The following is a 13,770-nucleotide window of genomic DNA, read 5'->3' as shown; positions in this document are numbered from 1 at the left end:
CCGCCGACGAGCGGCCCGCCGGCGAGCGGCCCGCCGGCGAGCCGTCGCAGGCCCCGGGTGGCGGCCCCCCGCGCGACCCCCGCACGGCCGGGCGGCGGGGCCGTCTCGGCATACGACCCGCAGGATGGCCGCCCCGCCCGCCGGGTAGGTGAACGATGAAAGATCACCCGACCCAGGAGGACCCATGGCGTCCCAGGACACCGACCAGACCACCGTCGACCAGCTGACCCTGCAGGACCCGGTGAGCCGCTACCCCAGGATCACGCCACCGGCGGAGGCGCTCCCCGGCACCGGCCTGGACGCGCAGATGACCCCCAAGGCCGACCTGGGCGAGAAGTCCTACCGCGGCACGGGGCGGCTGCAGGGGCGCAAGGCGCTGATCACCGGCGGCGACTCCGGCATCGGTGCGGCGACCGCGATCGCCTTCGCCCGCGAGGGGGCCGACGTCGCGATCACCTACCTGCCCGAGGAGGAGCAGGACGCCGCCGCGGTCGCCGCGATCATCGAGGCCGAGGGGCGCACCTGCGCCCGCATCCCCGGTGACCTGCGCGACAAGGACTTCTGCATCGAGGTCGTGGAGAAGGCCGTGGACGAGCTCGGCGGGCTGGACGTCCTGGTCAACAACGGCGGCAAGCAGGTCGCCACCGACCGGATCGAGGACATCGACGACGAGCAGCTCGAGGCGACCTACGACATCAACATCCTGGCGATGTTCCGGGTCGTCAAGGCCGCGCTGCCGCACCTGCCCCAGGGCGCCGCGATCATCAACACCACGTCGGTCCAGGCGTACTCGCCGTCCGAGACGCTGCTGGACTACGCCTCGACCAAGGCCGCCATCAACAACTTCACCAAGGGTCTGGCCCAGCAGCTCGCCCCCCAGGGCATCCGGGTCAACGCCGTCGCCCCCGGCCCGATCTGGACCCCGCTGCAGCCCTCCGGCGGCCAGAAGCCCGAGGACCTGCCGGAGTTCGGCCACGCCACCCCGCTCGGCCGGGCGGGTCAGCCCACCGAGCTCGCTCCTGCCTACGTCTTCCTCGCGTCGCCCGAGTCGAGCTACGTCGTGGGCGAGACGCTGAACGTCAACGGCGGCATGCCCACCCCCTGACCAGGTCCCGGGCCACCGGTGCGGTCCGCCCGGGGCCCTCGACCGGCCCGGTCGGGGCCCCGGGCGTGGCGAGCTGAGAATTCTTTCGCCACCGGTGTCCGTGCAGGTCAACGGCCTGTGCCGGGGTCTCGAGAGTCGCCCTGGGGCGGCGCCGGACCACGATGTGGTCACCGGGCCCGGTCACGGTGCCCTAGTGTTGACCTCGTTGACGTTGGTAGTGCAAGGAAATGCGGAAGGCCCCGACCGGGGCGGACCGGCTTACCTGAGCTATTGGTGAGAAACATCATCGACGGACCGTTCGACACGCGGATGGTCGTCTCTCAGGAAGAGGTATTCCTATGGCTACTGGCACCGTGAAGTGGTTCAACTCCGAAAAGGGCTTCGGCTTCATCGCGCCCGACGACGGCTCGGCCGACGTCTTCGCCCACTACTCCTCGATCGCCTCCTCGGGCTACCGCTCGCTGGACGAGGGCGACAAGGTGCAGTACGACACCGAGCAGGGCCCCAAGGGTCCCCAGGCGTCCAACGTCTCCGTGATCCGCTGATCACCCAGCACCTCTCCCAGGCCTGACGCCTGGACCAGGAAGGGCCCCGCACCTCACCGGTGCGGGGCCGTTGTGCTGCGCCGCGGCCCACGAGGGCCCAGCCGCACGAAGACGTGACGCGCGAGCCCCCGCCGGAGGTGGCCGCCCGTCTAGGCTCGCCGGATGAGCCACGCCATCGGTCCCTTCCGGCTGGAGCACTCCTACGCCGAGGCCGTCCCCGAGCTCGCGCTGGCCTGGCGTGCGGCCCCCGCGCCCGACCCGGAGCTGCTCGTCCTGGACGAGGACCTGTGCGCCGAGCTGGGGGCCGACCCCGACGAGCTGCGCACCCCGCAAGGCGTCCGGCTGCTGCTGGGGCAGGTGCCCGAGCAGATCCCGACCTACGCGCAGGCCTACGCCGGGCACCAGTTCGGCGGCTGGTCCCCGCGGCTGGGCGACGGCCGGGCCCTGCTGCTCGGTGAGGTCGTCGACCGGGCCGGGCAGCGCAGGGACCTGCACCTCAAGGGGTCCGGACGCACGCCCTTCTCCCGGGGCGGGGACGGCAGGGCCGCGGTCGGCCCGATGCTGCGCGAGCACCTCATGGGGGTGGCCATGCACGCCCTGGGGATCCCGACCACGCGGGCGCTCGCGGTGGTCGCCACCGGGGAGACGGTGGTGCGCCAGACCCCGCTGCCGGGAGCCGTGCTCGTGCGGACGGCCGCGAGCCACCTGCGGGTGGGGACCTTCCAGCTCGTCGCGTCCGCCGCCAGCCCGCAGATCCTGCAGCGGCTCACGGCCTACGCCATCCAGCGGCACCACCCGCAGGCCGCGGAGGCGGACGACCCCGCGCTGGCCCTGCTCGACGCGGTCGTCACCGTCCAGGCCGAGCTGGTGGCGCGGTGGATGCAGGTGGGCTTCATCCACGGGGTGATGAACACCGACAACGTCACGATCTCCGGCGAGACGATCGACTACGGTCCCTGCGCCTTCGTCGAGAGTCCCGACCCGGCGACGGTCTTCAGCTCCATCGACACGGGCGGGCGCTATGCCTACGGCAACCAGCCCGCCGCGGCACTGTGGGACCTCGCGCGGTTCGCCGAGACGCTGCTGCCGCTGATCCGGGTGCGGGGGACCGCCGGGACGGGCGACGCGCAGCCGGACGAGGCGGTGGCGCGGGTGACCGAGGTGCTGGAGCGTTTCCACGAGCGGTATGACGATGCGCTGGTGCGCGGCTGGGCGGACAAGCTCGGCCTGGTCGAGCCCGACCGCGAGCTGGTGACCGACGCCCTGGAGCTGCTGCGCACCCAGGCCGTGGACCTGACGTCCTTCTGCCGCAGGCTGGCCCGCGACGAGGCCCGCGAGCTCTTCGCCGATCCGGGGCCGTATGACGCGTGGGCGACCCGCCGGGCCCGGCTCGTGGGCCCGGATCCCGGTGCGACGGCGGCCCGGATGGACGCGGTCAACCCGGCCTACGTGCCACGGAACCATGTCGTCGAGGCGGCGCTGGAGGCGGCGACCGGGGGCGACCTCGCGCCCTACGACCGCCTGGTGACGGCGCTGCGCAAGCCCTTCGAGGAGCGGCCTGACCTGGGCGATCTGGCCTCCCCGGCCCCGGCGGGCAGTGCCCCGCACGTGACCTTCTGCGGCACCTGAGCGCGTCTCGGGAGGCATCCGAGACGCCTCCCGAGGAGTCTTTGGTTGCACCGAAGATCGCCGAATGTTTTCTTTTCTCGGGTGCAACTGATTGCCCCCCGAAGCGGCTCTACAGGTCAGATCGCGGACGCCGGGTCCGCACAGAATCAGGGGGTAATCACATGAACACCAACGCTCTTCGCGCTCTCGTCCTCGTCGGTGCCGCCACCATCGGCCTGTCCGCCTGCGGCTCCGCCACGACCGCCTCCGCACCCGCCACCACCACCGCCACGCAGGTCGCGGCGCCGGTCGCAGCCGCCCCCGCCGCCCAGGCGCAGGGGCAGTCCGCCGGCGAGGCCTTCGCGGCCCAGCTCGCCTCCGCCACCCGCTCCGGCGCCAAGGCCACGGTCGGCCACGCCGGCGCCGTCCGGACCACCGCCCTGACCGGCAAGGCCAAGCCCGCCGGTGCGGCCAAGGCCGCCAAGACCACCACCAAGGCCACCGACGGCCCCTGGGAGGAGGGCAAGGCCGGCGGTCAGGTCAAGGGTGCGACGGGCGACCTGAAGGCCTTCCTCGTCAAGCAGCTGCGCACCATCAACGCAGGTGACGGCTGCGACGTGGGCGCCATCGTCGACAAGCGCGTGGGCGGCTACGCCCGGGGTCAGTACTGGGCTCCCGAGTGTGGCGGCGCGGCCGCGATCTGGGCCGACGCGGGCCACGGGTGGTACCAGGTCTACGAGGGCCAGGAGGCCCCGGCCTGCTCCCTCATCGCCCGCAAGGCCCCCAAGCTGCCGGCGTCCCTCGGGGTGGGCTGCGTGAACGAGGCGGGCAAGGCCGTGACCTACTCGCCCGACATGGTGACCGGCTCGGTCACCGGCGCCACGGGCGACCTCAAGACCTACCTCGCCAAGCGGGTCGGCCAGATCAACGCCGACTCGGGCGACGGCTGCGAGCTGGGCGCCGTCGTGAGCAAGCGGGTGGGGGACTACGCCAAGGGTCAGTACTGGGCCGAGGAGTGCGGCGGCGAGACCGCCATCTGGGCCAAGGGCAAGAACGGCTGGACCGAGGTCTTCGCCGGGCAGTACGCCCCGGCCTGCTCGGTCATCGCCGCCAAGGCGCCGCAGCTGCCGGCGTCGCTGGGCGTCGACTGCATCGCGTCCTCGGGCAAGGCCGTGACCTACCGCCCGGGCGTCTGAGCCCCTCATCTGGCCGTATGCCGGCGGCCGGCCCGCGGGTGACGTGACCCCGCGGGCCGGCCCGGCACGAGCCCTCGACCCGTGCGGTCCCGCTCTATCCCCATGGGAGCGGGGCCGCACGTCTTACGGAATCTTCCGGAACTTACCGAAATATCTTTCGCCACCGTGCAACGTCACGGGCGCTCTTCTCGCTCTACCAGTCAGCAGGGCGGACCACCCGCCCGACCATCATCGCCAGGGGGAATCACATGAACACCAACGCTCTTCGGGCCATCGTCGTGGTGGCCGCTCTCGCCGGCAGCCTCTCCGCCTGCGGGTCGGCCAGCACGCCAGCCGCCACGGGCACCACGACCGCGGTGCAGTCGACCACGCCGGTCGCGGGGGACGCGACGCCGGGGGGTGCCACGGACGGCGCCGGCGCGACGGGGACGCAGGGCACCGGCTCCCAGGGCACCGGCTCCCAGGGCGCCGGGGCCCAGGGGTCGAACGGCTCGGGCACCTCGGCCAAGGGCAAGGGGGCGGCCTCGGGGGTGGCGGCCGGCTCGGTGACCAAGGGGCAGGTCAAGGGCGCGTCCGGGAGTCTGCAGGACTACCTCGCCAAGCGGGTCAAGACCTACCACGGTGCTGATGGCTGCGACTTCGCGGCGATCGTCGACAAGCAGATCGGCAGCTACGCCAAGGGCCGGTACGTCGCCCCGGGCTGCGGTGGGGAGTACGCGCTGTGGGTCAAGGGCCCCAACGGCTGGTCCGACGCCGTCGCCGCCCAGGAGCCGCCGGCCTGCGACTGGCTGAAGGCCAACCACCCCCAGCTTCCCGCGTCGCTCGGCATGCTGTGCGAGGGAGGCCCCGAGCGCGCCGCCGACGCCCGGCCGGCAGGCACGGTGAGCGGCGGGTCCGCCGACCTGCAGGCCTACCTCAAGACCGTCAAGCACGACGGCGGCGACTCCTGCCCCCGCGACGCCAAGGTCACCGGTCAGGAGAACGGCTACGCCATCGTGGCCCTCACGCCGCACCAGTGCCAGGGCGTGCCCGGTGACACGATGCGGTCCCTGGCCGTCAGGCGCGGGGGCTCCTGGAGCCTGATCGACATGGGCCAGGAGGAGCTCGGCTGCGACACCCTCAAGGCCAAGGCGCCCGGCGTCCCGACCCGGCTCATCCCGACCTGCCTGGACGGCCAGCGGAACTCGATCGCCTGGAAGCCCGTGAAGTGATCCTCCGGGCGGAGCCCGACCGGGCGACGGCCGGCTGAGCAGGGGAGGGGGCGGCCGAGGCGACCCGAGGCCCCTGTCGCGGGTGGTCGTCCGAGCCTCTAGATTGACGAGTCCTGGCCCACCGGGCCAGGACTCGTCTGCGAAAGGACCCGATGATGTCTCCATGCACCCGCCTGGCGACCGCCCTGCTGGCGCCCCTGATCGTGGCCCTCGCGGCCCCGACCGCGTCCGCGGTGCCCCACCGTCCGGGCCCGCAGCCGCCCGCCCCGCACCCCACCACCGGCGCGTGCGCCTTCACCCCGATGAAGGACACCAGCCACTCGACCTACGTCGGCATGCCCCCGGACCCGCGGCGACCCCGCACCCGCGGCCGGGTGACCGTCGTCCTGCACACCCAGCGGGGCCACGTCCCGGTCGTCCTGGACCGCGCGGGGGCTCCCTGCGCGGCCGCGAGCTTCGAGTTCCTCGCTCGCCACAAGTACTTCGACGGCACCAGCTGCCACCGGCTGACCGCCTACCACACCCCGCCATACGCCCTGTCGGTCCTGCAGTGCGGGGATCCGCTCGGGACCGGGGAGGGAGACCCGGGCTACTCCTTCATGGACGAGCTGACCACGGCCAAGGCGCTGAACAACTGGCCCGGCTACCCCGACGGCAGCCGCAAGGTCTACCCCCGCGGCACGCTCGCGATGGCGAACTCCGGCCCGGACACGAACGGCTCGCAGTTCTTCCTGGTGTATGCCGACTCCCGGCTGCGCCCGGACTACACGGTCTTCGGGCACGTGACGCCCGCCGGCATGAAGGTCCTCGACCAGATCGCCGCCGGCGGGATCGACCCCGGCCCGGACGGCACCCCCGAGGACGGACGCCCCCGGCTCACGACCACGATCCACCACACGACCACGCGCCCCGGTCGGCGCTGAGGACGTCTCCCGGAGCCTGAGCCGGCTCGCCGTCCTCGTGGCGACGCAGCCCGACAGGGTGGTCGGGCTGCCTCGCCCGTCGTGGCGCGGTGAGGGAGGCTGGGGACATGACGACCTGGATCGCCTTCCTGCGCGCGGTGAACCTCGGTGGCCGGCGCACCTTCCGCCCCCCGGAGATCGTGACCTGCCTGGAGACGGCCGGGTTCACGCAGGTGGCGACGCACATCAACACCGGCAACGTGCGGCTCGTCACCTCGATGCGGTCGCGCGAGCGGGTGCGGGACGCGCTGGAGCGGGCCTTCCTCGCCGACCGCGGCTTCGAGGTGCCGGTGTCGCTGCTGACCACCGCGCAGGTGCGGCAGGTGGCGGCGGAGCTCGACGAGGTCGCCGCGGGCCACGCCGGCGCCCACCTGGTGTCCTTCCTGCGTGAGTCGCCCACCCCCGAGCAGGTCGCCGCGCTCGAGGCGCGCCAGGCTCCGGGCGAGCGGATCGTGGTGCGGGACGGGGCTGCTCACCTGCTGCTCCTGGAGGAGGTGCACCGCTCCCGGCTCGGCAACGGCGTCGTCGAGCGGTATGCCGGCACCGCGACCTCGCGTACCCGCAAGGTCGTGGCCGACATCGCCGCGATGTGGTGCTGACATCCCCCACCAGGTGACGCGGTGCGGGCTACCGTCGAGCCATGAGGACCGCGACCCTGGCCGCGACGCTGACCGCCTCGGCGCTCACGCTCGCCGCCTGCTCGGCCGATCCCGCCCCGCCGACCGGCCCGCGGACGACGAGCGCGGCGACGTCGACGGGCCCGGGACCCGAGCCGAGCTCGCCCCCGGCGACGACGGTCCCCGGCCTGCCGTTCACCATCGCCGAGCGCGGGACCTTCGTCGAGCCCTGGGCCATGTGCTGGCTGCCGGACGGGCGCGCCCTGGTCACCCAGCGCGGCGGAGAGCTGCGCGTCTACGACCCCCGATCCGGGTCGTCGACGATCGTGACCGGGACCCCGGAGGTCCACCACGTCGGTCAGGGCGGGCTCGCCGACGTCGTCCTCGGTCCGGCATACGCCCAGGACGGCACGATCTATCTCAGCTGGGCGCAGGACGGCCCCGACGGGACCTCGCGGGCCGCGGTCGGCCGCGCCACCCTGCAGCTCGCCGGTCCGGAGCCCCGGCTCGCGGGCCTGCAGGAGATCTGGCACCAGGACCGGTTCGTGCCGGGCGACGGGCACTACGGCCACCGCCTCGCGATCTCGCCCGACGGCCGCACCCTGTGGGTGAGCTCCGGGGAGCGGCAGAAGTTCGACCCGGCCCAGGACGACGGCACGACCCTCGGCAAGATCCTGCGGATGGGCCTGGACGGCACCGGCGCCCAGGTCGTCTCCACGGGGCACCGCAACCCGCTCGGGCTCGCCTTCGACGCGCAGGGCAGGCTGTGGGAGTCCGAGATGGGGCCCAGGGGTGGCGACGAGATCAACCTGATCCAGGCCGGCGGCAACTACGGCTGGCCGCGGGCGAGCAACGGCTCCCACTACGACGGCCGCGACATCCCCGACCACCGCCCCGGTGACGGCTACGTCGCGCCCCAGGTCTGGTGGAACCCGTCGATCTCCCCGGGCAGCCTGATGATCTACTCCGGCGAGGCCTTCCCGCAGTGGCGTGGTGATGCCTTCGTGGGGGCGCTCTCCGGGCAGGCGCTCGTCCGGGTCCACCTCGCGGGCGGCACGGCCACCAAGGGCGACCAGTGGAACCTCGGTCAGCGGATCCGGGAGGTCGAGCAGGGCCCGGACGGCGCCATCTGGCTGCTGACCGACGGAGAGCAGGGCCGACTGCTGCGGCTGGCGCCCGTCTCGCGCTGAACGGACCCGTTCCCAAACGTTGCCCACAGTGCACATATGCACCCCTACGGTTAGGTTTGCCGACAACCCGAGGGGAGGGGGGTCCCGTGAACCTACCCGCCGCACACCCAGACTCGTCACCGACGATGAGTCGCCGCCAGGCCCTGCAGCTCGGGGCCGGGGCGCTCGCCGCCGCCACCAGCGGACTGCTGGGCGGGTGCGCCCCCTCGTCCGGGGCGGTCACCAGCGAGCTCATCCACGGTGCCACCGGCGGCGGCCTCAAGGACTCCCTGGACCCGCACTTCCCGGTGACCATGCCCGACATCGCGCGGGTGCGCCAGCTCTACGAGCCGCTGCTGCGGTTCACCGCCGACTACCGCGTCGAGCCGAGCCTGGCCACCGCGGTCGAGCACAACCCCGACGCCACCGAGTGGACCTTCCACCTGCGCGAGGGGGTGACCTTCCACGACGGGCGACCCATGACCGCGCGGGACGTCAAGGCGTCCATGGAGCGGATGGCGAACCCCAAGAACCCCGCCGGGCTCCTCACCGACGTGGCGCCGCTCATCGACCTCGCCCGCTGCCGGGCCGTGAACGACCACACCTACCGCGTGGTGCTCAAGGAGCCCTACGGCATCCTCGACCAGCTGCTCGCGTCATACACCCTCGGCATCGTCCCCGCCGACTTCGACATGGCCAGGCCCGTGGGCACCGGGCCCTTCCGGCACGAGACGTTCCTGCCCGGCCAGCGCAGCCACTTCGTGCGGCACGACGGCTACTGGGACCGCAAGGCCGCCGTGGACTCCCTGACGATCCTGGACTTCACCGACGACGCGGCCAAGGTGTCCGCGCTGCTCGCGGGTCAGGTCCACACCGTGGACAACCTGCCGCCCTACCTCGCCGGGGCGATCGAGCGGCAGGGCGCGCACCCGCTGGTCTCCGAGACGGGCGGCTGGGTGCCGTTCACGATGCGCGTCGACCAGCGGCCCTTCAGCGACGTGCGGGTGCGCCAGGCAATGCGTCTGGTGGTGGACCGGCAGGAGCTGATCGACCAGGCGCTCAGCGGTTTCGGGCGGGTCGCCAACGACGTCTACGGCCCGTTCGACCCGGACTACATCGGGGACGAGCTGCCGCAGCGCCACCAGGACCTCGCGCAGGCGCGCCACCTGCTCAAGGCGGCGGGCGCCGAGGACCTGCGCGTCGAGCTGGTCACCTCCACGGCGGTCGGCTCGGGTGGGGTCGAGGCGGCGAACATCCTGGTGCAGCAGGCCGCCAAGGCCGGGATCACCGTCAAGCTCACCAAGGCCGACCCGGGCGTGTTCTACGGCGAGAGATACCTGACGTGGGGCTTCGCGCAGGACTTCTGGGCCACCCGGCTCTACCTGCCCCAGGCGATCGCCTGCGCGCTGAAGTCCTCGCCCTACAACGAGACCCACTTCGACGACCCGCAGTTCACCGCGCTGATCGTCGCCGCCCGCCGCACCACCGACCCGGCCCGTCGGCGCACCCTGCTGCAGGACGCCCAGCGCATCGAGCACGAGCGCGGCGGCCTGATCATCTGGGCCTTCGCCAACCAGGTCGACGCCTACGGCGGACAGGTGTCCGGGCTGGTTCCGGCGCGCGAGCAGCCCTGCTCGTCATACCGGTTCAACCTCGCCACCCTGAGGGAGTCGTGATGTCCGGAGCCACCGTCGCCGTGCGCGTGCCGCACCGGTCGCCCGCGCGGGCCTGGACCCTGTGGCTGGGCCGCCGACTGGCGCTGGCCCTGCTCACCCTGCTCGTGGTCTCCCTGCTGGTCTTCGCCGCCACGTCGGCGCTGGGGGACCCGGTGCGGGCGATCCTCGGCAAGGACTACGCCGTCAGTCCCGATCGCGTGCAGCAGATCCGGGACGCCCTGCACCTGGACCAGTCCCTGCCGCAGCGCTACCTCACCTGGCTCGGCGGGCTGCTGCGCGGCGACCTCGGCACCTCGGTCACGAGCGGGCTGCCCGTCGGCGAGGTGATCGGGACCAAGGTCGCCAACAGCGCCTTCCTGCTCCTCGTGGTCGCGCTGGTGATGGTCCCGCTGTCCTTCGCGCTGGCGGTCCTCGCCGCCCACCACCGCGGGCGCGCCGCCGACCACGTCATCCAGGTCATCACCCTGGCGCTCGCGGGCGTCCCCGAGTTCGTCACCGGCATCCTGCTCGTCGCCCTGCTGTCCACGAGCGTGCTGCACCTGTTGCCCGCCGTGACGGTGCTCCCGGCGGGCGCGATGGCCTGGCAGCGACCGGCGGCGCTGATCCTGCCGGTGGCGACGCTGGTGCTCGCGATCGTGCCCTACCTGACGCGGATCCTGCGATCCACCCTGGTGGAGACGCTGGACTCGGACTACGTCGAGCTCGCCCGCCTCAAGGGGATCCCCGAGCGGCAGGTGCTGCGACGGCACGCGATCCCCAACACGCTGGTGCCGACGGTGCAGGTGACCGCGCTGCAGCTGGCCTGGCTGCTGGGCGGCGGCGTCCTCGTGGAGTACCTCTTCAACTTCCCGGGACTCGGGACGACGCTGGTCGACGCGGTGCGCAACTCCGACCTGCCCGTCGTCCAGGCCCTGACGATGCTGATCGCCGCGGCCTACGTGCTGGTCAACCTGCTCGCGGACGCCCTGTCGATCCTGCTCACCCCGCGCGCCCGGACGGGGATGGTCGCATGAGCCCGGCCCGGAGCCTGCTGCGCGACCCGCGCACCGTCGTGGGGCTGCTGCTCACCCTGCTCGTCGTCGTCCTGGGCGTCATCGGCCCGTGGGTGGCGCCGCACGGCGAGCACGACATCGTCGGGCGGCCCTTCGCGACCGGCGGCGGCCTGCTGGGCACGGACTACCTCGGTCAGGACGTGTGGTCGCGGCTGCTGCACGGCGGGCGGACGATCCTCGTCTCCTCGGTGCTGGCCAGCGCGCTCGGCGTGGTCGTGGGGGCGCTCTACGGCGTGCTCGCGGCGTATGCCGGTGGCTGGCTCGACGAGCTGCTCATGCGCGCCAACGACGTCCTGCTCGCGCTCCCGCAGATCCTCGTGGCCCTGCTCGTCCTCACCGCCGTCAAGGACCCCGCGTGGTGGGTGGTCGTGCTGTTCGTCGCCGCCTCGCACGCCCCCCGCGTGGCCCGGGTGGCCCGCGGCGTGGCCCTGACCTACGTCCACCAGGACTTCGTCAAGGCCGCCGAGGCGGTGGGGGAGAGGCGCTGGCGGATCGTGGCCGCCGAGCTCGGCCCCAACCTCGCGGTGCCGCTGCTCGCCGAGGCCGGGCTACGCCTGACCTACTCGATCGGGATGATCGCCGCGATCGGCTTCCTGGGCTTCGCGGCCGACCCCGGCGCCGCCGACTGGGGGCAGATGACCAACGAGAACCGGCTCGGACTGCTCGTCCAGCCCTGGGGCGTCCTCGCCCCCGTGCTCGTCGTCGCCGCCTTCACCATCGGCACCAACCTGCTCGCCGACGCGATCGGCGCCCGGACCGCGAGGGGATCGCGATGAGCGATCGACGCACCACCCAGCCCGGCCCGCCCGGACCCGACCCCGAGCCCGTCTGCGTCGTCCGGGGCCTGCGCGTCGGGCTCACCAGCGGCCTCGACGACGTGGTCGAGGGCGTCGACCTGACCATCCGCCCCGGCGAGATCGTCGGCCTGGTCGGCGAGTCCGGCTCCGGGAAGACCACGACGGGCACCGCGATCCTGGGCTACGCCCGCCCCGGCGCCGAGATCAGCGGCGGCGAGCTCCTCGTCGCCGGCCACGACCTGCGCGCCCTGCCCTGGCAGCAGGTCCGCCGGCTGCGCGGCACCCAGGTCGCCTACGTCCCCCAGGACCCGAGCAGCGCCCTCCACCCGGCCATCCGCATCGGCGACCAGCTGCGCGAGCTGCTCGACCTGCACGCCATCGGCACCCCCGCCGAGCGGGACCGTCGCATCCGCGAGATCCTCCCCGAGGTGGGCCTGCCCGGCGACGACGAGTTCCTGCGCCGCTACCCCCACCAGCTCTCCGGCGGCCAGGTCCAGCGGGTGGCGCTCGCGATGGTCTTCCTCCCGCACCCCGCGGTGCTCGTCCTGGACGAGCCCACCACCGGGCTCGACGTCACCACGCAGGCGATGGTGCTGCAGACCCTCGCCGACCTGTGCGAGCGGTTCGCCGTCGGGGCGCTCTACGTCACCCACGACCTGGCCGTCGTGGCAACCGTCGCCGACCGGGTGGTGGTGATGTATGCCGGCGAGCTCATCGAGCAGGGTCGCACCGCGGACGTCTTCGCCGCGCCCACCCACCCCTACACCCGCTCGCTGCTGCGGGCGATCCCGCACCTGCACCAGCCCTACCGGCTCTCCGGCATACCCGGTCGCGCCCCCGCGCCCGGCCGACGACCCTCGGGCTGCCGCTTCCACGACCGCTGCTCCTTCGCCGTCGAGGAGTGCGCCCAGGTGTCACCCCCACCCGTCGAGGTGGGGGCCGGGCACGTCGCCCGGTGCATCCGGATCCCCGACCTGCCCGCCTGGGACCCCGACGGCCGCGCGATGGCCGACACGCCCCCGGACCGGGCCCGCGAGATCGTCCTGGCCGTCGAGCACCTCGACGTCCGGTATGGCGCCGGCCAGGTCGTCCATGACGTGTCCTTCGACCTCGCCCGCCGCGAGATCGTCGCCCTGGTCGGTGAGTCCGGGTCCGGCAAGACCACCACCTCGCGGTGCGTCGCCGGGCTCCACGACGACTGGACCGGCCGCGTGGTGCTCGACGGGCAGCAGCTCGCCCCCGCGGCCCGGCGCCGCAGCCCGGCCGAGCGCAAGCGGGTGCAGTACGTCTTCCAGAACCCCTACCAGTCGCTCAACCCGCGCCGCACCGTCGAGCAGATCCTCACCCGGCCGCTGGCGCTGTTCGAGATCGCGCGCGGACGTGCCGGGCGCGAGCGGGCGGCCGAGCTGCTGGAGCAGGTCCAGCTGGACGCCTCGCTGCTGCGGCTGCGCGCGGGCGGGTTGTCCGGCGGGGAGCGGCAGCGGGTGGCCATCGCCCGGGCGCTCGCCGCGGAGCCGGACGTGCTCGTGTGCGACGAGATCACCTCGGCGCTGGACGTGTCGATCCAGGGCTCGATCGTCGCGCTGCTCGAGCGGATCAAGGCCGAGCGGGGCATCTCCATGCTCTTCGTCACCCACGACCTGGCGCTGGTGCGGTCCGTGGCCGACCGGGTCGTGGTGCTGCAGCACGGGCGGGTCGTCGAGCAGGGCCTGACGGCTCAGGTGCTGGACGCGCCACGCGAGGACTACACCCGGCAGCTGCTCGCGCACACGCCGGTGCTGACGAGGGCCTCCGGCTGAGACCGGCGGTCCCCGGCCCAGGACGGCGGCGGC

At 73.3% G+C, this 13,770-nt stretch carries 12 protein-coding genes; all 12 read left to right on the top strand.

Annotation, left to right across the window (positions count from 1 at the left end):
• Positions 1 to 184 precede the first annotated feature (184 nt).
• The 12 genes from ACK2IS_RS15235 (at position 185) to ACK2IS_RS15180 (ending at position 13,737) form a co-directional block, all read left to right on the top strand.
• A complete protein-coding gene (locus ACK2IS_RS15235) occupies positions 185 to 1,105 on the top strand; it encodes an SDR family oxidoreductase (RefSeq protein WP_409484136.1) in 921 nt (306 codons plus the stop codon).
• Between the two features lie 338 nt (positions 1,106 to 1,443).
• Positions 1,444 to 1,650, top strand: coding sequence for a cold-shock protein (locus ACK2IS_RS15230; protein ID WP_241453796.1), 207 nt, complete (start codon positions 1,444 to 1,446; stop codon positions 1,648 to 1,650).
• Positions 1,651 to 1,812: 162 nt separating this feature from the next.
• On the top strand, positions 1,813 to 3,279 hold the full coding sequence (locus tag ACK2IS_RS15225; RefSeq protein WP_409484135.1) for a protein adenylyltransferase SelO: 1,467 nt from the start codon (positions 1,813 to 1,815) through the stop codon (positions 3,277 to 3,279).
• A gap of 161 nt (positions 3,280 to 3,440) precedes the next feature.
• A complete protein-coding gene (locus tag ACK2IS_RS15220) occupies positions 3,441 to 4,454 on the top strand; it encodes a hypothetical protein (RefSeq protein WP_409484134.1) in 1,014 nt (337 codons plus the stop codon).
• A 248-nt stretch (positions 4,455 to 4,702) separates the two neighbouring features.
• Positions 4,703 to 5,665 carry a hypothetical protein gene (locus ACK2IS_RS15215; RefSeq protein WP_409484133.1) on the top strand — a complete coding sequence of 321 codons (963 nt, stop codon included), beginning with the start codon at positions 4,703 to 4,705 and terminating at the stop codon, positions 5,663 to 5,665.
• Positions 5,666 to 5,817: 152 nt separating this feature from the next.
• Positions 5,818 to 6,588: a peptidylprolyl isomerase gene (locus tag ACK2IS_RS15210; RefSeq protein ID WP_409484132.1), complete on the top strand. Its 771-nt coding sequence runs from the start codon at positions 5,818 to 5,820 to the stop codon at positions 6,586 to 6,588.
• A 107-nt stretch (positions 6,589 to 6,695) separates the two neighbouring features.
• The gene (locus tag ACK2IS_RS15205; protein WP_409484131.1) at positions 6,696 to 7,226 is read left to right on the top strand and encodes a DUF1697 domain-containing protein; all 531 of its coding nucleotides are present in this window, start codon (positions 6,696 to 6,698) and stop codon (positions 7,224 to 7,226) included.
• A 41-nt stretch (positions 7,227 to 7,267) separates the two neighbouring features.
• On the top strand, positions 7,268 to 8,434 hold the full coding sequence (locus ACK2IS_RS15200; protein ID WP_409484130.1) for a PQQ-dependent sugar dehydrogenase: 1,167 nt from the start codon (positions 7,268 to 7,270) through the stop codon (positions 8,432 to 8,434).
• A gap of 125 nt (positions 8,435 to 8,559) precedes the next feature.
• A complete protein-coding gene (locus ACK2IS_RS15195) occupies positions 8,560 to 10,089 on the top strand; it encodes an ABC transporter substrate-binding protein (RefSeq protein ID WP_409484129.1) in 1,530 nt (509 codons plus the stop codon).
• A complete protein-coding gene (locus ACK2IS_RS15190) occupies positions 10,089 to 11,102 on the top strand; it encodes an ABC transporter permease (RefSeq protein WP_409484128.1) in 1,014 nt (337 codons plus the stop codon). Before ACK2IS_RS15195 ends, ACK2IS_RS15190 begins: the two co-directional genes overlap by 1 nt.
• Positions 11,099 to 11,917 (top strand): ABC transporter permease, encoded by an 819-nt coding sequence (locus tag ACK2IS_RS15185; RefSeq protein WP_409484127.1) that lies wholly within the window; start codon positions 11,099 to 11,101, stop codon positions 11,915 to 11,917. Before ACK2IS_RS15190 ends, ACK2IS_RS15185 begins: the two co-directional genes overlap by 4 nt.
• Positions 11,914 to 13,737 carry an ABC transporter ATP-binding protein gene (locus ACK2IS_RS15180; protein WP_409484126.1) on the top strand — a complete coding sequence of 608 codons (1,824 nt, stop codon included), beginning with the start codon at positions 11,914 to 11,916 and terminating at the stop codon, positions 13,735 to 13,737. The genes ACK2IS_RS15185 and ACK2IS_RS15180 overlap by 4 nt, the downstream gene beginning before the upstream one ends.
• The last annotated feature ends 33 nt before the right edge of the window (positions 13,738 to 13,770 follow it).

This window comes from Arsenicicoccus dermatophilus (assembly GCF_046267915.1).
Classification (GTDB): Bacteria; Actinomycetota; Actinomycetes; order Actinomycetales; family Dermatophilaceae; genus Arsenicicoccus; species Arsenicicoccus dermatophilus_A.
This window is presented reverse-complemented; position numbering and strand designations above follow the sequence as displayed.